The sequence below is a fragment of the Arthrobacter sp. TE26545 genome (genome assembly GCF_056279005.1).
This window is the reverse complement of record NZ_JBWBQM010000001.1, coordinates 659,578-684,826: the sequence shown is the minus strand read 5'-3', so window position 1 is coordinate 684,826 and position 25,249 is coordinate 659,578. Positions and strand designations below refer to the sequence as shown.

General features: G+C 66.9%; 24 protein-coding genes. 10 read left to right on the top strand and 14 right to left on the bottom strand.

Annotation, left to right across the window (positions count from 1 at the left end; all coding sequences use genetic code 11):
• Positions 1 to 21: 21 nt before the first annotated feature.
• The gene (locus tag ACZ9CK_RS03075) at positions 22 to 663 is read right to left on the bottom strand and encodes a DUF3027 domain-containing protein (RefSeq protein WP_476049207.1); all 642 of its coding nucleotides are present in this window, start codon (positions 661 to 663) and stop codon (positions 22 to 24) included.
• 6 nt (positions 664 to 669) lie between these two features.
• On the bottom strand, positions 670 to 1,053 hold the full coding sequence (locus ACZ9CK_RS03070; protein WP_115789207.1) for a cold-shock protein: 384 nt from the start codon (positions 1,051 to 1,053) through the stop codon (positions 670 to 672).
• A 169-nt stretch (positions 1,054 to 1,222) separates the two neighbouring features.
• Between ACZ9CK_RS03070 and ACZ9CK_RS03065 the strand changes: the two genes are divergently transcribed.
• The 4 genes from ACZ9CK_RS03065 (at position 1,223) to ACZ9CK_RS03050 (ending at position 7,502) form a co-directional block, all read left to right on the top strand.
• Entirely contained in the window at positions 1,223 to 1,438 is a 216-nt protein-coding gene (locus tag ACZ9CK_RS03065; protein WP_476049206.1) for a hypothetical protein, read from the top strand.
• A gap of 41 nt (positions 1,439 to 1,479) precedes the next feature.
• Complete coding sequence (locus tag ACZ9CK_RS03060; RefSeq protein WP_476049205.1) at positions 1,480 to 3,954, top strand: helicase-associated domain-containing protein; 2,475 nt, start codon at positions 1,480 to 1,482, stop codon at positions 3,952 to 3,954.
• Between the two features lie 10 nt (positions 3,955 to 3,964).
• Positions 3,965 to 5,611 carry a DNA repair helicase XPB gene (locus tag ACZ9CK_RS03055; RefSeq protein WP_426302289.1) on the top strand — a complete coding sequence of 549 codons (1,647 nt, stop codon included), beginning with the start codon at positions 3,965 to 3,967 and terminating at the stop codon, positions 5,609 to 5,611.
• A gap of 421 nt (positions 5,612 to 6,032) precedes the next feature.
• Positions 6,033 to 7,502, top strand: a complete 1,470-nt coding sequence (locus ACZ9CK_RS03050; RefSeq protein ID WP_476049204.1) for a hypothetical protein — start codon at positions 6,033 to 6,035, stop codon at positions 7,500 to 7,502.
• Between the two features lie 110 nt (positions 7,503 to 7,612).
• Here ACZ9CK_RS03050 and ACZ9CK_RS03045 read toward each other — a convergent pair whose 3' ends face one another.
• Positions 7,613 to 8,575, bottom strand: a complete 963-nt coding sequence (locus tag ACZ9CK_RS03045; RefSeq protein ID WP_476049203.1) for a LysR family transcriptional regulator ArgP — start codon at positions 8,573 to 8,575, stop codon at positions 7,613 to 7,615.
• Between the two features lie 96 nt (positions 8,576 to 8,671).
• On the opposite strand from ACZ9CK_RS03045, the gene ACZ9CK_RS03040 reads away from it, so the two are divergent.
• A complete protein-coding gene (locus ACZ9CK_RS03040) occupies positions 8,672 to 9,391 on the top strand; it encodes a LysE/ArgO family amino acid transporter (protein ID WP_476050844.1) in 720 nt (239 codons plus the stop codon).
• Between the two features lie 13 nt (positions 9,392 to 9,404).
• Here the strand turns inward: ACZ9CK_RS03040 and ACZ9CK_RS03035 are convergent, their stop codons facing one another.
• Positions 9,405 to 9,611 (bottom strand): hypothetical protein, encoded by a 207-nt coding sequence (locus ACZ9CK_RS03035; protein WP_426302285.1) that lies wholly within the window; start codon positions 9,609 to 9,611, stop codon positions 9,405 to 9,407.
• A 144-nt stretch (positions 9,612 to 9,755) separates the two neighbouring features.
• Between ACZ9CK_RS03035 and ACZ9CK_RS03030 the strand changes: the two genes are divergently transcribed.
• The 3 genes from ACZ9CK_RS03030 (at position 9,756) to ACZ9CK_RS03020 (ending at position 12,403) form a co-directional block, all read left to right on the top strand.
• Positions 9,756 to 10,466 (top strand): response regulator transcription factor, encoded by a 711-nt coding sequence (locus tag ACZ9CK_RS03030; protein WP_426302284.1) that lies wholly within the window; start codon positions 9,756 to 9,758, stop codon positions 10,464 to 10,466.
• A 56-nt stretch (positions 10,467 to 10,522) separates the two neighbouring features.
• Positions 10,523 to 11,965 (top strand): sensor histidine kinase, encoded by a 1,443-nt coding sequence (locus ACZ9CK_RS03025; RefSeq protein ID WP_476050843.1) that lies wholly within the window; start codon positions 10,523 to 10,525, stop codon positions 11,963 to 11,965.
• A 147-nt stretch (positions 11,966 to 12,112) separates the two neighbouring features.
• Positions 12,113 to 12,403: a WXG100 family type VII secretion target gene (locus ACZ9CK_RS03020; protein WP_426302283.1), complete on the top strand. Its 291-nt coding sequence runs from the start codon at positions 12,113 to 12,115 to the stop codon at positions 12,401 to 12,403.
• Positions 12,404 to 12,482: 79 nt separating this feature from the next.
• Here the strand turns inward: ACZ9CK_RS03020 and ACZ9CK_RS03015 are convergent, their stop codons facing one another.
• From ACZ9CK_RS03015 to ACZ9CK_RS02990, 6 genes are all read right to left on the bottom strand, one after another.
• The gene (locus ACZ9CK_RS03015) at positions 12,483 to 13,448 is read right to left on the bottom strand and encodes an RNase H family protein (RefSeq protein WP_476049202.1); all 966 of its coding nucleotides are present in this window, start codon (positions 13,446 to 13,448) and stop codon (positions 12,483 to 12,485) included.
• A 198-nt stretch (positions 13,449 to 13,646) separates the two neighbouring features.
• A complete protein-coding gene (gene groL, locus ACZ9CK_RS03010; protein ID WP_426302281.1) occupies positions 13,647 to 15,275 on the bottom strand; it encodes a chaperonin GroEL in 1,629 nt (542 codons plus the stop codon).
• Between the two features lie 297 nt (positions 15,276 to 15,572).
• On the bottom strand, positions 15,573 to 16,832 hold the full coding sequence (locus ACZ9CK_RS03005) for an ABC transporter substrate-binding protein (protein WP_476049201.1): 1,260 nt from the start codon (positions 16,830 to 16,832) through the stop codon (positions 15,573 to 15,575).
• 50 nt (positions 16,833 to 16,882) lie between these two features.
• Positions 16,883 to 17,086, bottom strand: a complete 204-nt coding sequence (locus ACZ9CK_RS03000) for a cold-shock protein (RefSeq protein WP_115789218.1) — start codon at positions 17,084 to 17,086, stop codon at positions 16,883 to 16,885.
• 183 nt (positions 17,087 to 17,269) lie between these two features.
• Positions 17,270 to 17,854: a LytR C-terminal domain-containing protein gene (locus tag ACZ9CK_RS02995; protein WP_426302279.1), complete on the bottom strand. Its 585-nt coding sequence runs from the start codon at positions 17,852 to 17,854 to the stop codon at positions 17,270 to 17,272.
• A gap of 60 nt (positions 17,855 to 17,914) precedes the next feature.
• Positions 17,915 to 18,250: a DUF3263 domain-containing protein gene (locus ACZ9CK_RS02990; protein ID WP_476049200.1), complete on the bottom strand. Its 336-nt coding sequence runs from the start codon at positions 18,248 to 18,250 to the stop codon at positions 17,915 to 17,917.
• A 132-nt stretch (positions 18,251 to 18,382) separates the two neighbouring features.
• Between ACZ9CK_RS02990 and ACZ9CK_RS02985 the strand changes: the two genes are divergently transcribed.
• On the top strand, positions 18,383 to 19,150 hold the full coding sequence (locus ACZ9CK_RS02985; protein WP_476049199.1) for a uracil-DNA glycosylase: 768 nt from the start codon (positions 18,383 to 18,385) through the stop codon (positions 19,148 to 19,150).
• A gap of 72 nt (positions 19,151 to 19,222) precedes the next feature.
• Positions 19,223 to 20,065 carry a siderophore-interacting protein gene (locus ACZ9CK_RS02980; RefSeq protein ID WP_476049198.1) on the top strand — a complete coding sequence of 281 codons (843 nt, stop codon included), beginning with the start codon at positions 19,223 to 19,225 and terminating at the stop codon, positions 20,063 to 20,065.
• Positions 20,066 to 20,073: 8 nt separating this feature from the next.
• Here ACZ9CK_RS02980 and ACZ9CK_RS02975 read toward each other — a convergent pair whose 3' ends face one another.
• The 4 genes from ACZ9CK_RS02975 to ACZ9CK_RS02960 all read right to left on the bottom strand — a co-directional run bounded on the left by ACZ9CK_RS02975 (position 20,074) and on the right by ACZ9CK_RS02960 (position 25,105).
• Positions 20,074 to 21,573: a threonine/serine exporter family protein gene (locus ACZ9CK_RS02975; protein WP_426302275.1), complete on the bottom strand. Its 1,500-nt coding sequence runs from the start codon at positions 21,571 to 21,573 to the stop codon at positions 20,074 to 20,076.
• Between the two features lie 60 nt (positions 21,574 to 21,633).
• Positions 21,634 to 22,707 (bottom strand): lipid II:glycine glycyltransferase FemX, encoded by a 1,074-nt coding sequence (locus tag ACZ9CK_RS02970; RefSeq protein ID WP_476049197.1) that lies wholly within the window; start codon positions 22,705 to 22,707, stop codon positions 21,634 to 21,636.
• 104 nt (positions 22,708 to 22,811) lie between these two features.
• Complete coding sequence (locus ACZ9CK_RS02965) at positions 22,812 to 23,633, bottom strand: DNA/RNA non-specific endonuclease (RefSeq protein ID WP_426302273.1); 822 nt, start codon at positions 23,631 to 23,633, stop codon at positions 22,812 to 22,814.
• 56 nt (positions 23,634 to 23,689) lie between these two features.
• Complete coding sequence (locus tag ACZ9CK_RS02960) at positions 23,690 to 25,105, bottom strand: L-serine ammonia-lyase (RefSeq protein WP_426302272.1); 1,416 nt, start codon at positions 25,103 to 25,105, stop codon at positions 23,690 to 23,692.
• Between the last annotated feature and the right edge of the window lie 144 nt (positions 25,106 to 25,249).

Here is a 25,249-nt window from a genome sequence, read left to right as displayed (position 1 = left end):
ACCTGCAGGACACCCCAAGAGCTATTCGGCCTCGGTTTCGCCGTCGACGTCGTCGAAGTCGGCGTCGTCGGGTGCGTCAGCGTCCTCGGAGCCGCCCGGAGCGTCGGCCGCGGCCCCGTCTCGGGCTTCGGTGTCGGCAGACGGTTCACCGGCCTCTACGCCGTCCGACGCGTCGCCGTCGGACTCGTTCTCCGGAACCTGCGCCTCATCCTCGGGACGGACGCGCTTGGCCCACGGAATCCATTCGGGGGCCAGGATGGATTCCTCGGAGGGCAGGAGTCCGAGTTCGCTCACGGTTACCGTCTTGGAGCGCGAATTGCGCGTAACCACGGCGTACCACTGCCAGCCGCCGTAGCCGGGCAGCCGGGACTCGAAGAGGTGGGTGACCACTCGTTCGCCCTCGGACTTCGCCGCGATGTGCGGGCCGATCTCGCTGTCCTTCGCGATCGTGGCCACCGCCTCGCGGGCGACGTCGACGGCGGCAGCCAGGAAGGCGTCCGGCTTGCCTGTCCGCCACACCGGTACGCCGGCACGCGGTTTGGCGACCGGAACTTTCGCCGGCGTCGCCTGGGACTTGGCCGCGGCGGTTTTCCGCGCGGAAGCCCCGCCGGCCGTCGCTGCGGGAGCGTCGGCCTGGCCGGCTTCTACGGATTCGGAAGTCATGGGTGGCTAGGCCTCGAGCTCGTCGGCAACCTTGCGGAGGGCAGCCGCGATGGCCTTGCCCTTGGCGCCTTCGGGGTACTTGCCGGCGGAGAGGCTGCCGGACAGTTTGTCGAGCACGGACACGAGGTCCTGGACCACGGGGGCGAGCTCACGGGCGCCCATGCGCTTGGCCTTGGCAACGGAAGGCAACTTGTCCAGCACGCGCAAGCCGAGGGCCTGGGCGCCGCGGCGGCCGTCGGCCACGCCGAACTCGACCCGTGTGCCGGCCTTGAGTTCGCTCACGCCTGCGGGCAGTGCCGATTTGGGCAGGAACACTTCCTGGCCGTCTTCGGCCGCGAGGAAGCCGAAACCCTTGTCCTTGTCATACCACTTGACCTTGCCGGTGGGCACGTATTCAACCTTCTTCGTTCTTGCGTGGAGGCACGGCCGGCAGCTCACCGCATCCGCAGGGTCCTGCGGGATCAAGGGCGATTGCCTGCTCCGTGTTGGTCTGTTCCCTCAAGGTTATCGTGCCGGGCAGCGATCCCGTGCTTTGGGACGGGCTGTTAGCGTTGCTTGCATGAGTATCACCGGCTACCGCCGCCCCCTGACGATCGCCGCCGCCGTCGTCGCTGTGCTTTCCCTCGCCGCCGTGGGTGGGGTAATGGCGATCGCCGCCGCGGGCAGCGCAGCCCCGATCTGGATGACATCCCTTGCCCTCTACGGGCTGCCCCTCGCCTTCCTCGCGATGCTCGTGCTGGTGGTGGATGCGGTGGTGCAGCGCCGCAGGAAATAAGGCAGGGCACGCCGGCCGCTGCGGGCGGTAACGTTGAAGTGATGTCCCTCATACGCGCGCTCAGCAAAGACCTGGAAGCGCGCAGCGACGATTCGCTGCGGGCCCTGTTCGCCGCGCGGCCGGACCTGATTTCCCCGGCAGCCCCGGACTTCGCAGCCCTTGCCGCACGGGCCAGCGCGCGGGTAAGCGTGCAGCGCGCCTTGGAACGGCTCACCAAACCCGAAATGCAGGTCCTGGAAGCGCTGCACCTATGCACGAACCCGGACACCGGCCACGGAGTTTCCGCTGCCGGGCTCAAGAAAGCGATCGCCGGAGCCACACTTACGGCGCTGGAAGGAATCCTGCACCGGCTCGGGGACCTGGCCCTCATCCACCGCTGCGAACCGCCTGCCGGCACCCACCCGCCCGTTTCCAGGCAGCGCTTCTACCTGCCGGTGGGGAGCCTGAAGGACGTTGTGGGCATCTACCCCGCGGGCCTGGGCCGCAGCTACACGGAACTGGTCCGGCTGCAGCCCGCCTTCGCCCAGCGGGTGGTCCACCTGGTCGCCGAGTTGCGCCGCAGCGGGGCGGGCGTCCCCGAGGCAGCCACGCCCATGGAAGCCGCCTTGGCCCTGCAGCGCTGGACCTCCGGGCCAAAGGCCCTGGAAGGAATCCTTGCCGGCGCCCCCGAACGGACCCGGGCCCTGTTGGACAAGTTCGGGAACTGGGCCATGGGCGCCGTGCCCCAGGCGCAACGCATGGCCTCGATCGACCATGAGGGCCCCGACGTCGGGCCGGTCGACTGGCTGCTGGCCCGCGGCCTGCTGGTCCCCCTGGACGCCTCCCACGTGGAACTGCCGCACAGCGTGGGACTGGCGCTGCGCGGCGGAATGATCGTGGACCATTTCACCGTGCAGGCTCCCCGGCCCGAGCTGGGCCTGACCAGTGCCTTGCTGCGCCGGAACGCGGCCCTGGGCGCCATCGCCGAGGCGCTGCGGCTCCTTGGCGAACTGCTTGCGGCCGTGCGCGAGCAACCGTTGGCCACGCTGCGCAGCGGCGGGGTCGGCGTGCGCGAACTCAAACGCCTCGCGGACCGGCTGCGTCTGGACCTGCGCGAGGCGGGCCTCTTCCTTGAGCTTGCCGCGCTGGCCGGACTCGTGCGATTGGACGTGGACAGCTCAACCTGGATCCAGCCGCCCGGCCTGGAGTGGCTTGCCCTGCCGCGCCAGGAACAGTGGCTCTGGGTGGTCAATGCGTGGCTGGCGAGCGAACGTGCGCCCTCCCTGGTGGGGCAGCCGGTGTCCGTATCCGCCGGTCACCAGGGCAGGCCGAACTCCGCCGGAACAACCATCAACGCCCTGTCCGCCGAGGCCCAGCGCCCGGACGCTCCGTTGATCCGCCGGCGCGTGCTGGACATCCTGCAGGAACTCACGGTGGAGGCGTCCGCCCCCGATGGCAGGGCCCCTGTCCTCGACGCTCGTTCCGTGCTGGAGCGCGCTGAGTGGTCCCAGCCGCGGATGGCCCGCCGCTTCAGCTCCTTGGTGCCTGGGATCCTGCGGGAGGCGGAACTCCTGGGGCTCATCGGTTCCGGCGCATTGACCCAGCTCGGCTCGGCAATCGCCGTCGAAGACCCTGACCGTGCCCTGGAAATCCTTGGCGAGCACCTGCCGGCCGCCGTCAACCACGTACTCCTGCAGGCCGACCTCACCGCGGTGGCCCCCGGGTATCTGGCGCCGGGGCTCGGCGAGCACCTGGCCGTGCTCGCCGATGCCGAGGGCCAGGGCCCTGCCACCATCTACCGCTTCTCCGAGGCGTCCATCCGCAGGGCGCTCGACGCCGGCCAAGACGCCGCTTCCATCCTGCAGTTCCTGCGCGAGCACTCCGCCACGGATGTTCCCCAGCCCCTGGAATACCTGGTGCAGGATACCGCTTCAAGACACGGCAGGCTGCGCGTCGCCAGCAGCGCCAGCTTCATCCAGAGCGACGACGAAGCAGCCATCGGCGAGCTCCTCCAGGAGGCCGGGGCGTCAAGCCTGGGCCTGGTCCGGATCGCGCCCACGGTGCTCACCTCGGCGGCCAGTCCACGCGAAACCGCGAGGGTGCTGCGCGAGCTGGGACTGTCCCCCACTGTGCAGGAGCCCGAGCCCGCCGTCGTCCGCTTCAAGCGGACCGCCGCCGTCGCCGGCAGTGCCCGGCCTGTCTATTCGGCGCCGCGTTCGGCTCCCGCGGAGGACGACGTCGAAGCGCAGCTCGCGGTGCTGCGGCACCGCCCGGGGGTGGCGGAAACCTCGGGAGAGGCGTCTGCGCAGCTGGGGCTTGAGGCGCTGCAGCGCGCGATCCGCCTGAAGCAGGCCGTAACCATGAATGTGGTGGACGGCGACGGGAATTCCAACAGCGAGACGGTTGTTCCTGTCTCCGTGTCCGGCGGCAGAGTCCGGGTGTTCGACCCTGCCCGGGACACCGAACGCGTGCTGTCCATCCACCGGATTGTCGACGTCGAGCCCGCGGCCGGGCAGGCCGCCAAACCAAACAAGTAAGGGAGCTTCAGTGAGCGACGGTCCGCTGATTGTGCAGAGCGACAAGACCATCCTGCTGGAAGTGGACCATGAACTCGCCACCGAGGCCAGGCATGCCATTGCGGCCTTCGCCGAGCTGGAGCGCGCCCCGGAGCATGTGCACAGCTACCGGCTCACCCCGCTGGGACTCTGGAACGCGCGGGCCGCTGGGCTCGATGCGGAGAAGGTCCTGGACACCCTGCTGCGGTACTCGCGGTTCCCGGTGCCGCACTCGCTGCTGCTGGACGTCGAGGAAACCATGTCCCGCTACGGGCGCTTGCGGCTGGAGAAGGATCCGCAGCACGGACTGGTGATGCGCACGGACGACTACCCGGTGCTCGAGGAAGTCATCCGGGCCAAGAAGATCGCGCCCCTGCTGGGCCCGCGGATCGACGGCGAAACCGTGGTGGTGCATTCCTCGCAGCGTGGACAGTTGAAGCAGCTGCTGCTCAAGCTCGGCTGGCCGGCCGACGACCGGGCGGGTTATGTCGACGGCACCCCGCACCTGATCAGCCTCAACGAGGACGGCTGGCAGCTGCGGCCATACCAGAAGCTGGCCACGGAGAACTTCTGGTCCGGCGGCAGCGGCGTCGTGGTGCTTCCCTGCGGCGCGGGCAAGACCATCGTGGGTGCAGCCGCCATGGCCACCGGCTGCACCACCACCCTGATCCTGGTGACCAACACGGTCGCGGCCCGGCAGTGGAAGGACGAGTTGCTCCGGCGGACCTCGCTCACCGAGGACGAGATCGGTGAATACTCGGGATCGGTCAAGGAGGTCCGGCCGGTCACGATCGCCACCTACCAGGTGCTCACCACCAAGCGTGGCGGGATCTATCCGCATCTGGAACTCGTGGACGGCCACGACTGGGGCCTGATCATCTACGACGAAGTCCACCTCCTGCCGGCACCGATCTTCCGCATGACCGCGGACCTCCAGGCCCGGCGCCGCCTCGGCCTGACCGCCACCCTGGTCCGCGAAGACGGCAGGGAGGGCGAGGTTTTCAGCCTGATCGGGCCAAAGCGCTACGACGCGCCGTGGAAGGACATCGAGGCGCAGGGCTACATCGCGCCGGCCGACTGCGTGGAAGTCCGGGTGGACCTGCCACGGGACGAACGCGTGGCCTATGCGATGGCCGAGGACGCCGACAAGTACCGGCTGTGTTCGACGTCGGAGACCAAGACCGCACTCGTTGAACAACTCGTCGCCGCTCATCCGGGCGAGCAGCTGCTGGTGATCGGGCAGTACATCGACCAGCTCGATGAAATCGGCGAGCGCCTGGACGCCCCCGTGATCAAAGGCGAGACTTCCGTGCGTATGCGGCAGAAACTGTTCGATGCCTTCCGGGCCGGGGAGATCCACACCCTGGTGGTGTCCAAGGTGGCCAACTTCTCCATCGACCTCCCCGAGGCGTCCGTGGCCATCCAGGTCTCTGGTTCCTTCGGTTCCCGGCAGGAAGAGGCCCAGCGGCTCGGCCGGCTCCTGCGTCCCAAGAAGGATGGCCGGGCCGCACGCTTCTACGCCCTGGTTGCCCGGGACACCCTGGACCAGGACTTCGCCGCGAAGCGCCAGCGTTTCCTGGCCGAGCAGGGCTACGCCTACCGGATCATGGACGCGAAGGACGTCGGCGCGGCGGGCTGAAAACCGGGGATACGGCGGCTCTTTCCGGGCGGTCAGCGTCCGCAATAATTTCCGGGGCTGGGTCATTGTGGCCCCATTTTGCCCGGCGTACACTCTAGCTGCTGGGTTACATATTGGTAACAGATCCTGTGCTCAGATCAGGGCGGGTGGGGCCACGCCGGCTTCGCCTGCACACAAGGACGCGTAGATGCGCAGACGGCCCAGCCAATCCACCGGCACACCACCTCCAGCGATTACTGGCGGCTTCGTGCTGCCTAGCCCACTCCGGGATACAGCGAAACGACGATCGGGGTAGTCCGGCCAGCGCCCCCTGCGCGGGTGACGGCCGATCAAATATTGGGGAGAAATGCTGGGGATTCACCGGCGCCGGACCGTGGGCCCGCACCGTAGCCTATTAGCCGCTCTGAGAGTGAGCACACCCATGAAAAACATCACACGCGCCCGCTGGGGCGCAGGGGTCGCCTGTCTGGCCTTGATTATCGCCGGCACCACCGGCGCACAGGCAGTCCTTCCAGGAACCACCTTCGAAGGCAATGACGGAAACCTTGTTGTCAACACAGCAGGCAACGAGGACTGGGCCAATGTGGCCGGCGTGAGCACCGGCATCGACAAGGCCACAGGGAAGACGGACAATTCATTCGGCCAGGGCACCAAGGAAGACAACCCCGACGTCACCATCGTGACCGGCGCCATTCCGCCAAACAAAAACGACCTCACCCGCTTCTATGAAGCCTCGGAGCAGGGCGCGAACGGCGATATCTTCCTGTACCTCGCTTGGGAACGCCTGGTGAACATTGGCAACGCCAACCTGGACTTTGAAATCAGCCAGAATACAACGGCTGGTTTCACCCAGAATTCCACAGGAAATATCACCCTGAACCGCACTGCCGGCGACCTGCTCGTCACCTACGATTTCGGCGGCAGCGGCACACCAACGATCGGCCTGAACTTCTGGGTCACGTCAGGTTCAGCGAGCCAGTGCTTCTCGGCCAACACGGTGCCTTGCTGGGGCAACCACGAGGACCTCACAGGCTCCGCCGCCGAAGCTGCCGTAAACAGCGGCACGGTCACGGATCCGTTGCTCGGCAGCTCCCTCACGGCCGGCCTGTTCGGTGAAACCTCGATCAACCTGACGGCCGCCGGCGTGTTCCCGGCGGGTGTCTGCAAGGCTTTCGGCAGCGCTTTCGTCAAGAGCCGCTCGTCCTCGTCGTTCACCGCAGAACTGAAGGACTTCATTGCCCCGGTCCCGGTCAACATCGACAACTGCGGAAGCATCACCATCAACAAGGTGACCCAAAATGAGCCCGTCCCAGGGACGCAGTCCTTCAGCTACACAACCTCCAACCTGACTCCGTCCAGTTTCAGTTTGAAGAACGCCGAATCGAGGACGTTCAGCGCCCTGCCCGCAGGGACATACACCGTCACTGAGGGTGCCCAGACCGCACCGTGGAGCTTCGTCTCCCTGGTCTGTAACACCACTACGGGCGTGACGATCACCGGCCAACAGGTGTCGATTGCGCTGGGCAACGGTCAGGACGTGACGTGCACCTACACCAACCGGTTCAACAAGGCCCAACCAACCGTTGCCACCACGCAGGACCTCATCCCGAATGACAATTTCATTCTGTCGGGCGGACTCGGGACGGTAACGGGAAGCATCGTGTTCAAGCTCTACGCCCCGAGCGATGCCACCTGCGCGGGAACTCCGGCGCTGACCCAGACGGTCACAGTCAATGGCAACGGAACGTACAGCACCACTAACACCACGTTCCACGCCACAACCGCAGGGACATGGCGTTGGACGTCGACCTACAGTGGAGACGCCTTTAACCTTCCGGCGACATCGGCCTGTGGCGTTGAACAATTCACCATCGTCAACAGTGCACCATAACCGCACGGAAACTAACCGTACGGACTGAAAATAGAGACTGAGGGACCCCGGCGGCAGGCCGGGGTTCCTCAGTCTCTACTGCCGCTGCCAACCGACAGGCCTCAGCCGTCTCAGCCGCGGCGCGGCCTGGTGGCAGCTTCGGGGCCCAGCAGGTAGTCGCCCGCGGTGGCCCGCACCACCTCACTGACCGTGTCCAGCAGGGGCGAGGAAGTGCGCCAGCGCTGCCAGTACAGCGGCACGTCGAAGGGGCGGTCCGGGGCCAGCTGGACCAGGCGTCCGGCGTCGAACTCTGGACGGCATTGGACCTCGGGGACGAGTGCCCAGCCCAGGCCCAAACGGACGGCGTCGAAGAAGTCCTGCGACGCCGGCACATAGTGCCGCGGCCCCCGGGCGGGCCGCGGGGCGCGGCTGCGCGATTTCCTGAACAGACCGTCAAGGAAGGCGTCCTGGTAGGTGTCCTTCCTGTCGAAGTCGACGGCGGGAGCGGCGTTGAGCAACAACGGGTCCACGGGAGCCCCCGCGCCGAAGTCCGGCAGCCATCGTCCCAGGAAGTCCGGCGCCGCCACGGCACGGTAGCGCATCGTGCCCAGGGCTTCCACGCGGCACCCCTGCACCGCCTCGGGGGTGGCCGTCACGGCCGCCATGACGTCGCCGGACCGCAGCAGCCCGGCGGAATGCTGTTCATCGTCCCGGCGCAGATCGAAGGCCACATCCAGTCCCGCAGGCATCCTGGTCAGCGCGCGCAGGAACCAGACGGCAAGGGAGTCGGCATTGACAGCAATGGGCAGGCTGTGGTGCCCGCCGGCACTCGCCGCGAGTCCCAGCTCGCGCCCGGCGTCTTCCTCGAGCTGTGCCATTTGCCTGGCCAGGCGCAGCACCACTTCCCCGGCCGCAGTCGCTTCGACCGGGTTGCTGCGACGCAGCAGGACCTGGCCGGTGCTGTCTTCCAGGGCTTTGAGGCGTTGGGAAACGGCCGAGGCCGTGACGTGGAGGCGCCGGGCGGCGGCCTCGAGGGTGCCTTCGCTGACGACGGCGGCAAAGGTGCGCAACTGCTCGGAGGAAAAGCGGCTCATAAGAACATCTTAGGGAAGGTAAGAATCTTTAGCTGGCCTAAGTAGCTGGACGTCCGTAGCGTCGATGGGGTGGAAATCAGCGGAATCATTCATGCAATGGTCCTGGGCCTTGGCACCGGGCTCGCCCTCATCGTGGCCATCGGCGCACAGAATGCCTTCGTCCTGCGTCAGGGGCTCCTCGGCCGGCACGTGGCCGCCGTCGTCGCCGTGTGCGCCGTCTCCGACGCAGTGCTCATCGCTGCCGGGATATTCGGCATGGGCGGGCTGGTCACCGCCGCGCCGGCCGTCGTCGTGGCTCTGCGGTACATCGGCGCCGCATTCCTGTTTTGCTACGGCGCCATGGCGGCCCGGCGCGCCTTTCGTCCGCAGTCCCTGCTTCCCGGGCAAGCAGGCGAAGAGGGGCTGACCGAAGGGGGACCCGCTGACGGAGACGGGTCCGGAGGGCCCGTCTCCTCAGCACCCGCGTCTTCGGGGCGATCGTCCCCGGCAGGATCGTCAGCGCTCGCAACCGCAACCCGCGTCAAGGGCCTGGCCCCTGCACTGGCCACGGTCCTGGCGCTGACCTGGCTCAACCCCCACGTCTATTTGGACACGGTGGTCCTGTTGGGCTCGGTGGCCAACTCCCAAGGCGACGGCTTGCAGTGGTGGTTCGGTGCAGGTGCGGCACTTGGCAGCATCCTATGGTTCTGTTCATTGGGCTTTGGGGCCCGCTTGCTCCGGGGATTCTTTGCCCGGCCCGCTTCGTGGCGGGTCCTCGACGGCGGCATTGCCGTGACGATGACCGCGCTGGCGGCAGGCCTGGCGCTCGGAAACTAGGCCGGCGGCAGGGTCAGGCCACCAGGCGTCCTTCACGGGCTGCCGGGACGGCGTCTACTGTGGCCCAGCATTCCGGAGCGGACAGCTTCGAGTCCGCAAAACGCTCGGCTTCGGCCAGGAGATCGAAGGTTTCGTGCCCGATGCGTCCGGAGTCCGCGTCGAGGTAGTGGACGTGGTATTCGGTCTTGGGTCCGGTCTTCAGGGCTGCTTGCTGTGTCATGGCTCCAGTGTGGAACCAGGCACCGACATTTTTGCCCTCCCGGGGCGGCGTGTCCGCATCCGGGCGGCCCGCGGCCCCGGAACCTGAATGTTCCTCCCAACAAGCTTCCAGCAAACTCACAGTTACTGGGAGCAACATGAATGCATGAAGAAGAACGGTCCTGAAGCCAAACTCCTCGTTGTCGACGACGAACCGAACATCCGCGAGCTGCTTTCCACCTCGCTGAGGTTCGCGGGCTTTGATGTTGTCGCCGCGGCGAACGGACGCGAGGCGCTGGCCGCTGTCGAGCAGCATGCCCCCGACCTCGTTGTCCTGGACGTCATGCTCCCCGACATGGACGGCTTCACCGTGACGCGCCGCTTGCGCGCCTCAGGAAAGCATTTCCCGGTGCTGTTCCTGACGGCCAAGGACGACACCGAAGACAAGGTCACCGGACTCACCGTCGGCGGGGACGACTACGTCACCAAACCCTTCAGCCTCGACGAGGTCGTGGCGAGGATCCGTGCGGTGCTGCGGCGCACGCAGCCGCTTGAGGATGACGACGCCGTGATCCGGGTGGACGACCTGGAGCTCGATGACGACGCGCACGAGGTGCGCCGCGGCGGCACCGTGATCGAGCTTTCGCCCACCGAGTTCAAGCTCCTCCGTTACCTGATGCTCAACCCGAACCGGGTGCTCTCCAAGGCCCAGATCCTGGACCACGTCTGGGAATACGACTTCAACGGCGATGCTTCAATCGTGGAGTCCTACATCTCCTACCTGCGCCGCAAGGTGGACATCGATCCCGATTCGGCAGGCCTTATCCAGACCAAGCGCGGCGTGGGCTACGTGCTGCGGACGGCGGAGAAGCGCTGACCTTGAGCGATCGGTGGAAGTCGGCCTCGCTGAAGTCGCAGCTCGTGGCCATCATCATGGGCCTGCTGCTCCTGGCGCTGGCCGCGACGGGCGCCGGAACGCTGGCCCTGGTGCGGAGCTACCTGCAGGACCAGGTGGATGACAAGCTGCGCACCGCCGTCGAAATCGCGCGCCAGCAGCGCTCCTTCGACAAGCTCTCCGAACCCAATCCGGCAGTCCCCACCGACTACTCCCTCATGCTCTTGAGCCCAGGGGCTCCGCCCTACCCCTTCGGTGGCAACAAGGACATCCACCCGGATATCGGGAGCATCTCCCCGGACACCGCCCGCAGCTACGGCCTGCAGCCGTTCCAGGTGCGTGGCACGGACGGAAACAACTGGCGCGTCGTCGCGGTTGCCGTGGTCGATACCAGCACGGGCCAGAACGCGGTGGTGGTCGTGGGGCTGCCGCTGACCCCCGTGGACAAGGTCATGGAGCACGCCACCCTGGTGGTGGTCGGCGTCGGCTTGCTGACGCTGGTGCTGGCTTTCTTCATCGCAACGTGGACGGTGGGGCGGTCCTTCCGGCCCTTGGTGCGCGTGGAGAAGACCGCGGCCGCCATCGCCGCCGGCGACCTGTCCCGCCGTGTGGATATCGAGAACCCGGCCACGGAGGTGGGCCGGTTGAGCGCTTCACTGAACGCGATGCTCGCGCACATCGAGACTTCGTTTGCCGCACGGGCCGCTTCGGAGGGCAGGATGCGGCGTTTCGCCGCCGACGCCTCGCACGAGCTGCGCACTCCCCTGGTCACCATCCGGGGCTTTTCGGAGCTGTACCGCCACGGCGCCCTGGCCACCCCCGAGGACGTCGGCACTGCGATGGGCAGGATCGAAAGCGAAGCCAAGCGCATGGGGTCCATGGTCGAAGACCTCCTGATGCTTGCCCGCCTGGACGAACAGCGGCCGCTGCAGCTCAACCCGGTGGACCTGCGCCTGCTTGCCAACGACGCCGTACTGGACTCCCTGGCGAATTCTCCCGGCCGGGCATTCTCGCTCACCGGGATCGACGGCGGCCCGGCCGCTGCGGCTCCGGTGCTCGGCGATGAGGCGAAGCTCCGCCAGGTGCTGGGGAACCTCGTGGGCAACGCCCTGCGCTATACACCCGAAGGCAGCCCCGTGGAGATCGGCGTAGGTGTTAGGAGCACCGAGGCCGGCGAGATCTCCGTCCTGGAAGTGCGGGACCACGGCGCGGGTGTTCCTGTGGAGGAACGGTCGCGGATCTTCGAACGGTTCTACCGCGCGGATACGTCCCGGACCCGGGAGACCGGCGGGAGCGGACTGGGCCTGGCAATTGTTTCGGCGATCATCACCTCGCACGGCGGCACCGTGCGGGTGGAAGACACCGACGGCGGCGGGGCCACTTTGGTGGTCAGCCTCCCCAGGCGCGACGGACTGTCCGGGCAGGGACGCTCAGGGCAGGGGAAGGACGCGGCTGACACGGCAAGCGGGGTTGCTTCCTAGGCCGACGGTCCCGGGCCGGCAGGGTTTCAGGAGTTGTCCACATAGCGTCCTCCCGCTCTGGAGGGCCATGCCAGCCGGGCCTAGGCTCGATGGCGTGGACCACAGCCAGCCGCACAAGCGGACCCGCCAGAGTCGAAAGGCAACGCCATGAGTGTCATTTCCGTCGATACCGAATTGATGCAGTTGAAATCAACCACCGTCAAGGCGACGGTGGAACGAATAAGCGCAGACGTCCAGGCGATGAAGCGGGGGCTCGATGAGCTCCAGGCCACGTGGAAGGGCTCGGCCGCCGCCAATTTCCAAAGCCTCATTGCCGAATGGACGCTGACGCAGAACAAGGTGGAAGCCTCCCTCGCTTCCATCAACCTCGCCTTGTCCGCGGCGGCTGCCAGCTACCTCGAGACCGAGCAGGGGAACACCCAGCGTTTCAGCTACTGACAGTGGCACACTGGCCCTGAACCCGCCGCACAAGCACTGCGGGGCCCGGCCATCCCCCAGGCGGGCCCCGCAGTTCCCCTTAGCTCTCGGGCGTCCCCTGGTGGAAGCGGAGCCGCCACTGGCCGCGGTCGAGCAGCCAGAGCGAGCTCCGCAGGGACGCACCGGCACGGGACCGGCTGCGGTAATTGAGCAGCATGGAGTTTTCGCTGAGCCGGTCGGCGCTCAGGAGTTCCACCTCGATGGCCTCCCCGGGATCCTCCTCGAGGGCCATGAGCATCGCGTCCCTCGTCCAGTAACGGCCGGAGCTGCCGATCTCCGCAAAATCCGGGTGCAGGAGGACGCCCGTCCTGCCGATGTCCGCACGGACGTCGGGCCGCAGCAGTTCCCGTTCCAGGCCAAGAACCACGTCCTCTGCCGCAACTTCGCCGGAGGGCGCGATTTCGTCGTCGAGTTCGCTGAAGAGATCCGCTTGGCCGAAGATGCCGGACTCATCGAAGAGGGCGGGCTCCGCCTGCAGCTGCGCGGCAGCACCGGAGGGGGCAGCTGTGGCAGCGCCGCCGGCCTGCACCGGCTGCAAGGCGCCGGGGAACCCTGGACCGATGGGGGCTGCGCTTCCTTGCTGGTAGGCGAGGGCTACGGCACGGGCGCGTTCGTCGGCGGCCTCGTTGAGGTCATGGCCTGCATGCCCCTTGACCCATTCAAAGGTGTACTTGCGGCCTGCGATGGCCTGGTCGATCTCTTTCAGGAGGTCAACGTTGAGCACCGGCTTGCCGTCGGCCTTGCGCCAGCCCTTGCGCTTCCAGCCGGCCATCCACTTGGTGATGCAGTTGATGACGTACTGGCTGTCGCACAGGATCCGGAGGTCTTCCTGGGGCAGGTGGGCGGTGGACTTGAAGAGGTCCAGCACCGCCATCAGTTCACCTTGGTTGTTGGTTCCGTGCGGCCAGCCCCCTGCCTGCCAACAGGAGTCGTCAACGTACCAGGCCCAGCCGGCAGGCCCGGGATTGCCGAGGGCGGAGCCGTCGGCGGCAGCAATAATCGTCATGCCTTCAATCCTGCCAGACGGGACTGACAGCGGCGTCCGGCGAAAGAGGGCTGGAAGGAAGGAGGGCCGGGGAAACGCCGACGGCGGCCCCCACCGAAGTGGGAGCCGCCGTCGGGCGTTGACGCTGGGCGCAGGGCTGGGCCACGCGCCCGAGGGCCCCTCTGTTCGCGCTCTGCGCGCTGAACAGCGGAAGGGAGCTTAGAAGCCGCCCATGCCGCCCATCTCGTCGGCGCCGGGGCCGGCCGGAGCAGACTTCTCCGGCTTGTCGGCAACGACGGCCTCGGTGGTCAGGAAGAGACCGGCGATGGAGGCAGCGTTCTGCAGGGCAGAGCGGGTGACCTTGACCGGGTCGTTGACGCCGGCAGCCAGCAGGTCTTCGTAGACGCCGGTGGCGGCGTTCAGGCCGTGGCCGGAAGGCAGGCCGCGGACCTTGTCCACCACAACGCCCGGCTCGAGGCCTGCGTTGTAGGCGATCTGCTTCAGCGGAGCGTCGATGGCAACCTTGACGATGTTGGCGCCGGTTGCTTCGTCGCCTTCGAGCTGCAGGTTGGCGAATGCCTTGGCACCGGCCTGGATCAGGGCAACGCCACCACCGGCGACGATGCCTTCCTCGACGGCAGCCTTCGCGTTGCGTACGGCGTCCTCGATGCGGTGCTTGCGTTCCTTGAGCTCGACCTCGGTTGCGGCACCGGCCTTGATGACTGCAACACCGCCGGCCAGCTTGGCCAGGCGTTCCTGCAGCTTCTCGCGGTCGTAGTCGGAGTCGGAGTTCTCGATCTCGGCGCGGATCTGGGCCACGCGGCCGGCGATCTGCTCGGCGTCGCCGGCACCTTCGACGATGGTGGTCTCGTCCTTGGTGACGACAACCTTGCGGGCCTGGCCCAGCAGTTCGAGGGTGGCGTTCTCCAGGGAGAGGCCGACCTCGGAGGAGATGACCTGGCCGCCGGTGAGGATGGCGATGTCAGCCAGCTGGGCCTTGCGGCGGTCACCGAAGCCCGGAGCCTTGACGGCGACGGACTTGAAGGTGCCACGGATCTTGTTGACGATCAGGGTGGCCAGGGCCTCGCCCTCAATGTCTTCGGCGATGATCAGCAGCGGCTTGTTGGACTGCATGACCTTCTCCAGGACCGTGACGAGTTCCTTCACGTTGGAGATCTTGGAGTTGACGATCAGGATGTACGGGTCTTCGAGGACCGTTTCCTGGCGCTCTGCGTCGGTGACGAAGTAAGCGGAGATGTAGCCCTTGTCGAAGCGCATGCCTTCGGTGAGCTCGAGCTCGAGGCCGAAGGTGTTGGACTCCTCGACGGTGATGACACCTTCCTTGCCGACCTTGTCCAGGGCTTCGGCGATGAGGCTGCCGATTTCGGTGTCGCCGGCGGAGATGGACGCGGTGGCGGCGATCTCTTCCTTGGTCTCGATTTCCTTGGCGGAGTTCAGCAGCTCGGCGATGACGGCGTCAACGGCCTTCTCGATGCCGCGCTTGAGGGACAGCGGGTCGGCGCCGGCAGCAACGTTGCGCAGGCCTTCCTTGACCAGGGCCTGGGCCAGCACGGTAGCCGTGGTGGTGCCGTCGCCAGCGACGTCATCCGTCTTCTTGGCAACTTCCTTGACGAGCTCGGCGCCGATCTTCTCGTACGGATCGTCGAGTTCGATCTCCTTGGCGATGGAAACGCCATCGTTGGTGATCGTGGGGGCGCCCCACTTCTTTTCCAGGACGACGTTGCGGCCACGCGGGCCGAGGGTGACCTTGACGGCGTCGGCGAGGGTGTTCAGACCCCGCTCGAGACCGCGACGTGCCTCTTCATCAAATGCAATGATCTTGGCCATAACGGCGGTAGTCCTTTCGGGACAGTCGTTAAGAAGGAGCCTTGCAGCGGTGCCCGCGACGGACGGCCAGTTCCTTGCGGCCTCTGTATGCCGCGCAGTCAGGACCTCACCTCGGCAAGGTTTTCTTGATCCCTGGCGACTGCGGCTCCACCGACGGCCGGAGCCGGCGAAGGATTAGCAGTCTGTGCCAGTGAGTGCTAAGTCAATAATTAGCACTCACCCGGGGAGAGTGCAAGCAGAAGGCGGGACGAACGGGGGCCAGCGGGACCGTGTTCGCCAACGGTGATCATCCAGGGCTCAGGAAACGGCGGAGCGTGTGGCCGTTTCCTTGGCGGCCATTTTGGCCGTGTTGTCCGGGCCGTAGCTGAAAACCATGTAGTTCGCCGAGGTGATGTCGCCGTTGGCGTCAAAGCCGATGGGGCCCGATTCGCCCTCGTAATCCGGCGTCTTGCCTGCCTTCAGGACATCCAGGCACTCCCGGTAGCTGCTGCAGGCGGTCCGCTCCGCCGCAGGGGCGCCCGGCGGCCGGACCCCGCCGGAAACCGTGGTGAGCGACGCCGTGATGGACGCTCCGGCGTCGTCCTCTGCAGCTGCGGCGGCAATGGCCGCGAGGTTCACGGCGTCGAACGTCTCGGCGGCGAAGGTCATGTCCTTCAGCTCCGGGTCTATCCCCACCAGCTCGTTCTGGAAATCCGTCCCCGGAAAGGCGCCCGGCAGGACGCCGCGGGCGCCGTCCAGGCCGCCGGCACCGAGCTCGAGGCCGTACTGGCGGATGGCGCCGTCGCTGAGGAGCAGTTTCTTTCCGGAGATTCCCGCGTTGAGCAGTTCCGCAAGGGCGGCCTGCGCGCCGCGCCGGGCAACCACGACGACGGCGTCCGGCGCCTCGTCCTTGAGCGTCGCCACGGCGGATCCGGCCTTGCCCTCGGCGAAGCCTGCCGCCGGCAGTGCCTCCATGCCAAGCCTCCGGGCGGCGTCCGACGCCGCCTCGGAGACCTGGCTGCCGTAGTCGCTGTTTTCGTGCAGCACCGCAAGGCGCTTCGCGCCGCCGTCATGGGCGAGCTTCGCCAACACGCTCCCCTGCGCGGAATCGGCCGCCGCCGTGCGGAAGTAGTACCCGCCGCTCTTGTAGCCGCTCAGCGCCGCGGCTGTGTTGGCCGGCGACATCACCGGTACTTTGGCGCGTGAGAGCACGTCGATCGCCGCGGGGGCGTGGCTGGAATCGCTGGGTCCGATCACGACGTCGGCACCGGCATCGAGCAGGGAGCGCGCCTGGGCCCCGGCGTCACGGCCGAACTCCGCAGAGCCCCCTGTGGCATCTTTCGGGAGCAGTTCCACGGGCCGGCCCTTATGCCCGCCTACGCCGTTGATTTGCTCGATGGCAAGTTTCGCTGCCGCAAGCTCTGACTCATTCAGGAAGGCCGAGTCGCCATTGTTGTCCAGGATCAGGCCGATCCTTAGCGTCCCGTCGCCGCTGGCCTCGACGGAGTCCAGCCGGGCGTTGCCGCTCGGCCCGGCGCAGGCGGAGGCGCCAAGGGCAAGGCCCGAAACAAGTGCCACAGCCCAAAGACGACGGTTGGGCCTTGGACGCCGGCCGAGCACTGCTTGCACTAGATCAACCGGACGCTCTCTGCTTGCGGCCCTTTCTGGCCTTCGCCGAGCTCGAATTCCACGCGCTGGCCTTCTTCGAGAGCGCGGAAGCCGTCCATCTGGATGGCGGACCAGTGCACAAAGACGTCGTCCCCGGTTTCATCGACGGTGATGAAGCCGTACCCCTTTTCGGCGTTGAACCATTTGACGGTTCCCAAAGCCATGTTCCCCACACTTTCAGTTGCGAGCCGCCTCCGGGATCTCCGGATCGGCTTCAACCTACTGTAACCAAGGTCACGGCCGCGGGGAGGTGCCAAGGCGGTGTCGGGAAGCAATGTTATTCAGGCGTAACCGGCAGCGCTGCTCCCGCCGGCCGACGCCGCCAGGAGCCCGCAGGGCAGGGGCCGTTAGTTGTACCCGGGTCCGAGGATGACGACGACCGGCACCTGGTACTGGGCGGTGTCGAGGAGTTCGGTGATGCCCAGGAGTTTGCCGAGGGCTTCGGCATTGCCCTTCTGTTCCGGGCCGTTGTAGAAGATCGCAGAACTCTGCTGCGGGACGCCCTGCCAGTTGCCGACGTCGGACAGCACCCATCCGTCGTTCCGCACCGTGGTGGATACCCGGCTGGCAAGGCCGCTGATCCCGGCTCCGTTGTAGACCGCCACCGGCGTGGTCTTGTCGACGGCGGCCGAACTCGGCGTCGGGGTCACAGAGGGCGTCGGGGTCGGGCTCGGGCTGGTGCTGGGAGCGCTGCTCCCGGAGGGCGACGCCGAGGGGCTTTGCTGCGAAGCGGTCGGCTGGCCCTGCGAGGCCGAAGGCGCTGGCTTGGGCAGCATCAGGAAAGCTGCCAGGCCGACCACCAGGGCCACGGCTCCGAGGACCAGGACCGGCCACAGCGCCGGGCGGGACGCCGGCGTGACGACGCGGTGGACACCCTGGCGCGAAGAGTTCTGCGGCACACGGTCGAATTCATCGCGGGCGAATTTGGTCATGATGAAGCGGTGTCCTTGCTGCTTGCTGCTGGAATCAGCCCTGCACCCAAGCGACGGGGCTCAGGCGTCAGATCCGAGGCGGCGGGCCGTGCGGGCGCGCTGCCGTGACGTACGTAGTCTACGCAATCTCTTCACGAGCATGGGGTCGTGCGCCAGTGCATCCTCTGAGTCGATGAGGGCGTTGAGGAGCTGGTAGTAGTGGGTCGCCGAAAGGTCGAACAGTTCGCGGATGGCCTGTTCCTTGGCGCCGGCGTACTTCCACCACTGGCGTTCCAGGGCCAGCATCTGCTGTTCCCGTGCCCCGAGCGGGGAATCGCTGCGGACTCCGGCGGTGAGATCGTCCAGTGCCCACTCACCGGTTCCGGGCGCCATGGGTTCCTGCGCGGGCTCTGCCACGACACACTCCTTCAACACTCACCGACACCGACGCTTGCCAACACAATCCTTCCCCATGGTAACGGGCAAATAACAGCCGTGTCATTTGCCGGGCCGTTTCATCGCGGGGCCGTGCACGGGAAGAATGGTGGCGTGGGAAGCGATGAAACGCTGTTTGAACTCGACGCCGGAAACAGCTCCGCGGATTTCGAGGAGCTATGCGGCATGCCGCTGCCCGGTCTCGTGGCGCCGGATTGGGCGGAAGCGCTGGCAGGGGTGGAAACCGAGCTCCGCGCCGTGCTGGGCTTCGTCGCGTCCGAATCGGCCCGCGGCGCCGAGGTCCTCCCCGCCGCTGCGAATCTCCTCCGCGCCTTCCGCCAGCCCCTTGCCGAGGTGAAGGTACTGATCCTTGGCCAGGACCCGTACCCGACGCCGGGCCATCCCATCGGACTCTCCTTCGCGGTATCGGGGACCACCCGGCCCATCCCCCGGAGCCTGGCGAACATCTACCGCGAAATGGAATCCGACCTGGGCCTGCCGCCGCGGACCCACGGCGACCTCAGCGCCTGGAGCAAGGAAGGTGTCCTGCTGCTGAACAGGGTCCTGAGCGTCAGCGCAGGAAATGCCGGATCGCACCGGGGCAAGGGCTGGGAGGCCATTACGACGGCGGCCGTCACCGCCGTCGCAGGGCGCCGCACCGAGGACGGGAAACGAAGGCCGCTGGTCGCCATCCTCTGGGGGAAGGACGCCGCGGCGGTGCAGCCGCTCCTGGACGGGACACCATTGATCTCTTCCGCACACCCCAGCCCCTTGTCCGCGTCCCGCGGCTTTTTCGGGTCGCGGCCCTTCAGCCGGGCCAACGAACTGCTTATCGAACAGGGAGCGACGCCGGTCAACTGGGAGCTGCCGGCGCGCCCCTAACGCCGTGTAGTTCCCTTCCCAACGCTCGCAAGCTCGCGTCGGGACCCTCGGGAAAACGCTTAGGCTTAGCTTGTGACTTCCCTCCCGGCCACCTCCTCCGCAAACCGTACGAGCCGCCCGCAGGTCAATCTGACCGTGCTGCGCACCGAACAGCTTTCGCCGCACATGGTGCGCGTCGTTGCCGGCGGCCCCGGATTCGCGGACTACGCGAACAACGACTTCGTGGACCGCTACGTCAAGATCGTCTTCCCGCAGCCGGGCGTGGCCTACGAAGAACCGCTTGACCTCTGGAAGATCCGGGAAACCATGCCCCGGGAACTCTGGCCGCACACCCGCACCTACACCGTGCGCTGGGTGGACATGGCGGCACGGGAACTGGCCATCGATTTCGTGGTCCACGGCGATGAGGGCCTGGCCGGCCCCTGGGCACTGCAGGCCAAGGCGGGCGACAGCCTGGTCTTCACCGGCCCCGGCGGCGCGTACAATCCGGATCCGGCGGCCGACTGGCACCTCTTCGCCGGCGATGACGCCGCCCTGCCGGCCATTGCCGCCTCGATCGAAGCCCTTCCCGCCGACGCCAAGGGCCTGGCGTTCCTCGAGGTGGACAGCGAAAGCGACGTGCTGGACATCAAGGCGCGGGCCGGCGTCGAACTGATCTGGATTTTCCGCGAGGGCGTGCCCGCCGGCTCCGGCATGGTCCTGCTGGACGCGGTGCGCAATGCCGCCTGGCTACCGGGGCGTGTCCACGTGTTCGCCCACGGGGAGCGCGGCTACATGAAGGGCCTGCGCGACATATTCTTCCGTGAGCATGGATTGGAACGCGGCCAGGTGTCGCTCTCCGGCTACTGGGCGCAGGGCCGTGTAGAGGACCAGTTCCAGGCCGAGAAGAAGCTTCCCGTAGGCCAGATCCTCTAGCGGGGGTATCAGCGGCGACGGCGGATCCGGCGCCGCTCGTTGCTGGCCAGGTTCTTGGTCAACGGCCGTGCAAGGTTGTCACCCAGGACGATTCCGGCGGCGGTGGCCATGACGATTGCCCCGGCATTGAGCATGCCCCCGAAACCGGCAAGGATGTCCGCCTCCTCGATGGTCAAAACATACATGGAACGGAATATTGTCAGGCCCGGCAGGAGGATCAGCGCCGCCGGAACGGCGACCACCAGCTGCGGCGCACCGAGCCTGAGGGCCACGATACGGGCCAGCAGGCCGATCACCACGGCGGACAGGGCCGGAGACAAGCGGCTTCCCAGCCCCAGGGTCGAGGCTCCCCACAGCACGAAGAACCCCACCAGGCCGACTGCCGCCGTCGGGAACAGCAACCTGAGCTGGGTCTGCTCCGTAACGCCGATCGCGAGGACCGCGACGCCGATCAGGAGTGCCTGCGCCCACAAGGGATAGGCGTCCGGGAAGGTCTGGGTGACGTCGATCGCCTGGCTGCCGAGGCGGTCCCCCAGGACGAGGGCGATGGCGATACCGGCCACGATCGCGCCGAACGTCAGAGTAGTGGACAGGAAACGCCCGGCCGCCGTGACCGGGAAGCCGTTGATCGCGTCCTGCACCGAGGAGACCAGCCGCCCCGTGGGAAGGAGCAGCAGGATGCCGCCCGCCACGACGATCGAAGGCGCGATGTCCGCGCCAGCCAAGCGCAGCATCACGGCGATGAAGGTCACCAGGAAGGCACAGGCCGCCGTCACGTAGAAGTCGGGCGTCCGCCAGCGGCCGAGCTGCCGGGCGAGGAGGCTGACCAGCAGGTTCGAGACGAAGGCCAGCGCAGAAGCGCCGGGCCCGCCGCCCAGCACGCCGACAAAGGCCGCGGCGAACACGCCGAAGGCCACGGTGACCATCCAGCGCGGGAAGGGCTTGCTCCTGCGGATGATGTCGTTCAGGCGACGGACGGCCTCGTCCCTGCCGACGCCGCCGGCCACGATGTCGGTGACCAGCTGGTGCACCTGCGCCAGTCCGGCATAGTTGTTCGTCCAGGAGCGCACCACCCGCAGCAAGGTCACCGGGGTCTGGTCCTTGGGCGAGTAGTTGATGCCCACCGACTGGTTGGTGATGTCCACCTCGATGTACTTCAGGCCCAGCGACGCGGTCACCGCGATGATGCTGGTTTCCACTTCCAGGGCGCCGGCTCCGTAGCGGAACATCGTCTCGGCGAGGTGCAGCGCGAAGTCGACGGTCTTCCGGGCGGAAGCGTCCACCCCGCCCACCTGGATGGTCGGGTTCGCGTACGGGCTGCCGGCGAGCCGGTCCACGATGGTCAGCGGAGCCGTGGGCGGGTTTTCGCCCTGCACGAGGCGCCGGAGCATCCGCCTGGCGCTGAGGTTCTGCTGCACCTGGGAGGGGCGGATCGGCTGCGTCTTGGGCAGCCCGTCCGTCGGTGGCCGGTTGCTTGCATCCGACTGGTGTTCGGGGCGGTCGGTCAAGCGGGTCTTCCTCCAGGTCCGGCGGCTGTCAAAGGCCATGCAGCAGGTGCTGCTGCGAGTCTAGTAGAACTGCTGCCCGGTGCGGCGTGTGTAGAGCTGGCGGGCGATCCGCTCCCCTGCCACGGTCCAGAGCTTGTACCTCAGAGGGCTGAGCACCTGGTCGTAGCAACCCACAAAGTCCGTGACGGTCTTGCTGAAGCTGGTCTTGAACAGGCCCAGGCCGTGGAAGGGGTGGGAGCTGTCCTTGACCTTGTCCGCGGGCGGAGTGCCGCAGAAGTCGTACTCGGTGCAGCCCAGTTCCTTGAGCTGGTTGATGGCGGTCCACTGGACCAGGTGCGAGTCGCCGTACTGGCTGCGCTTCTGCAGGGAGCCGCCGTCCTTGTAGGTGCCCTTGCGGCCGTAGTTGATCACGAAGGCGCCCACGGAGGGAACACCGTTTTCGTAGACGAAAAGCAGCCGGCCCTGGTCGCGCTTAATGAAGTTGGTCCAGAAGCGGTTGTAGTAGTCGAACTCGCGGACCCGCACCTGGGATTTGGCTTCCACCGTGTTGGTCATGAGCCCGTACATGGCGCGGAAGTTCTCCTCCGTGGGGTCCATGTTGAGCACCTCCACGCCTTCCCGGATGGCCCGGCGCACGGCGTTCCGGCCGCGGGAATGGAGGGTGCGCAGCAGCGGCTGCTCATCCGGCGAGATGTCCAGGAGCGCCGTGGAGTCGTTCGGCTGCAGGTTGGGGGTCTTCACCAGTCCGGTGGCGTCGATGGCCGCGCGGGTCTCCTCCGAGAGCACGATGTCCGGTTCGATCTTGATCGCGAACACGCCGGCCTTGCTGCGCTTCACGAACTCCGCGTTGGCGCGGACGATGCCCGCGATATCCGCCACCTCGGCGACGTCCGGGCCCTTGATGAGGTACCAGAGCTTGCCCAGCACCGGAAAGGACTTCTCCAGGACCAAGTTGTAGCTGTTGTAGTCCGGGCCTTCGTAGACCAGGTGGAGGGGCTTCCAGCCGTAGTGCTGCTTCACCTCTGCGAAGGCTTCGGACTGGAGGAGGTTTCCGCCGTTCGGGTTGGCTGTCACCAAGGCGTCCCAGTTGGCGATTTCCTCGGCGGTGGCAAAGCGGGCGGTGAATTCTCGCAAGGGGGCCGTGTCCAATCAGTCGCGTATATGGGCTGGGCGTACGAGAGGCAGCCGCAGCCGAGGGCGGCGCTGGCACGCAGCCTCCAGTCTATCGGCTCCGTTTCCTACAGCCTGATCTGGGCGGCACTCTCCAGGAATACGGCTTTCGGTTTCTCCCCCAGGGCGCGCTGCCCGCGGGCGAGGCGGTCGGCGTCGACGAGCCCGTCAAGGGCCAGTCCGGTGAGATCCGCGATGTCCCGGATGGGCACCTGGAAGGTGCGGAAGGGGCCGAGCGGCGGCGGCTCGTCCTCCAGCAGCCGCTTACGGGTGGCTTTCTCCAGCTCAACCTTGTCCAGCAGGGAGGTCTGGTCCACCACGAAGCCCACGGCGCCGAGTTCGGCCTCGTTGGTCCAGGCGGCGATCTTCCAGAACTTCCGGGGCACGTTCACTCCGCGGTACGGCGGATCGTCGTCCCGGAAGACCGGTCCCGTGAAGACGCTCAGCTTGGCGTCGAAGGTGTCCGCGTGGCCGAGTACGTGATCCTCCAGGCCCACCCAGAGCTCCTTACCCTGGTTGAAATCGTCGATTTGGGGTGCGGCGTTAGTGAAGACGAAGGTGTCCTGGTTGGCGAGCTTGGCCGTGGCCGGGTCCCCCCACACCGGGTCCAGGCGGCGCACGAGGTGCCCGCGGTCGAAAGCATTGTTCTTGTAGACGTCCGGCCCGGCCTGCTGTTCCTTCGGCACCCTGGAATCGAAATGCCAGGTGCCTTCGCGGGCCAGGGCGTCCAGCTCCCTGCCGTTGATGTTGACCCCGACAATGGCCGCAAGTTTCCGGTCCGGGCGGAACCTCACCGAGAAGTGTGTGTAGTCCAGAAGAATCGTCGTCACCGACGGACTGGGCAGCTCAAGGCCGGCCCTCAGGAACCCGCTGTCGTATCCCCCGCTCATGGGAAAAGCATGGCACCGGGGTCAGACAATAAACAGGGGCGCGGCTGTGGACCGCCTCAGCACTCCACCACGTTGACGGCCAAGCCGCCCATCGCGGTTTCCTTGTACTTGGAGCTCATGTCCTTGCCGGTTTCGCGCATGGTGACGATGACCTCGTCCAGCGATACCCGGTGCGAGCCGTCGCCCCACAGTGCCATCTTGGCGGCGTTGATGGCCTTCGCCGCGGCAATCGCATTGCGTTCGATGCAGGGGATCTGCACCAGGCCGCCGATGGGGTCGCAGGTAAGGCCCAGGTTGTGCTCCATGGCGATTTCGGCGGCGTTCTCCACCTGCGCCGGCGTCCCGCCCATGACCTCCGCCAGGCCGGCCGCGGCCATGGACGACGCCGAACCGACCTCGCCCTGGCAGCCCACCTCGGCGCCGGAAATGGAGGCCTGCTCCTTGTAGAGCACGCCCACGGCACCGGCCGTCAACAGGAACTTCACGACCACGTTGTCGCGGTCCTCCTGGCTTGCCTTGTCCATGCCCGGGGCGAAGTGCAGGGCGTAGTAGAGCACGGCCGGGATGATGCCGGCCGCACCGTTGGTGGGCGCCGTGACGACACGGCCTCCGGAGGCGTTCTCTTCGTTGACGGCCAGGGCGATCAGGTTGACCCACTCCTGCCAGTACTTGGGGTCGTTGTCCTTGTCCTCCTTCAGGAGGCGCTCGTGCCAGTCAGGGGCCCGACGGCGGACCTTCAGTCCGCCAGGCAGCACGCCTTCGCGCTTGATCGACTTTTCGACGCAGCCTTCCATGACGGACCAGATGTGCAGCAGGCCCTCGCGGATTTCCTCCTCGGAGCGGGAGGCGAGCTCGTTGACCAGCATGATGTCGGAGATGCTCAGGCCCTTCGAAGCACAGCGGCCCAGCAGTTCGGCGGCGGTGCGGAACGGCAGCGGGAGTTCCTTCTTGGACTCGTCCAGTTCCTTCTGCGCGGCGTCCTCTTCGCCCTCGCGCACAATGAAGCCGCCGCCCACGGAGAAGAAGGTGGCCGTGTGCAGCACTTCGCCGTCGGCGTCGCTGACCGTGAAGGTCATGCCGTTGGTGTGGCGAGGCAGCACGGTGAGGGGGCGCAGCACCATGTCGGACACACCATACGGCAGCGGAACACCGCCGTCGGGGTCCTGGGAGCCCGCCAGGCGCAGGGTGCCGGTGTCCGAGATCGCGGCGAGGCGTTCCTCGACTTCCTCCGGCAGGATCACCTCGGGGTGGTAGCCCTCCAGGCCCAGCAGGATCGCGGTCATGGTCCCGTGGCCGTGGCCGGTGGCGGCGAGCGAACCGTACAGGTCCACGCGCAGGGAGGCGACCCGGGCGAGGATGCCGCTTTCCTTCAGTTCCCCCGCGAACACCGCGGCAGCCCGCATCGGGCCCACGGTGTGTGAACTCGAAGGACCAAGCCCAACGGTAAAGAGATCAAAGACGCCAACAGCCATGCCGGTTCCTATCTAATTAATAATTCTAAGCAGACCGGATCCTGGTGGATCCGGGCCCCGGCAGGCAGGCCTGTCCGGAACCCCTTTGGGGCCGGCATCCGGCAGCAGGCGTCCCCACCGTCCCCCTGACCTCGCAAGCTCGGT